The 641-nt window shown below is 47.4% G+C and carries 1 protein-coding gene; it reads left to right on the top strand.

The genetic code is table 11. The annotated features are described in order from the left end of the window. Positions 1 to 641: transposase (locus ACFO8Q_RS23820; protein ID WP_465251898.1), on the top strand; the 641-nt coding region annotated here is incomplete at both ends.

Genomic DNA, 641 nt, shown 5'->3' with positions numbered 1-641 from the left:
ACAGAAGACATCGAACGCCGGATTCAGGAGATGATCGATGAGAACGAAGAAAAACAGAGGAAGGGACAACGCAAGCAAGTCAAGAAAGCGATTGATATTTTTGAAACGCTGGCGGCCGAAAACGTGGATATTAGTTACAGCACAGTTAAACGGTACGTTCGCGTATTGATGGAGAAACCAAAGGAGGCGTTCATCAAGGAATGTTATGAGCCGGGAGATGTATGTGAATTTGACTGGGGGGAAGTAAAACTCACGGTAAGCGGGAAACTCAAAACGTTTCAAATGGCCGTATTTACACCAGCATATAGCAATTACCGCTATGCTTACTTGTTTACCAAACAAACGACCGAATGCTTCCAAGAGGCGCATGCCCTGTTCTTTCGAGAGGTCGGGGGCGTGTTCCAAACCATGGTCTACGACAACATGAAAGTGGCCGTCAAACGCTTTGTGGGTACAGAGAAGGAGCCGACAGAGGGACTCTTGCAACTATCAATCTACTACGGCTTTCAATATCGGTTCTGCAACGTCTACAGCGGCAATGAGAAAGGCCATGTGGAACGGAGTGTGGAAGTAGTCCGACGTAAAGCGTTTGCTTTCCGGGATACGTTCGAGATGTTAGATGAGGCCAATGCGTATCTGCT

The sequence above is a fragment of the Effusibacillus consociatus genome (genome assembly GCF_042652925.1).
GTDB classification, from domain to species: Bacteria; Bacillota; Bacilli; order Tumebacillales; family Effusibacillaceae; genus Effusibacillus; species Effusibacillus consociatus.
The sequence above is the reverse complement of the archived record's forward strand: the minus strand, read 5'-3'. Positions and strand labels throughout refer to the sequence as shown.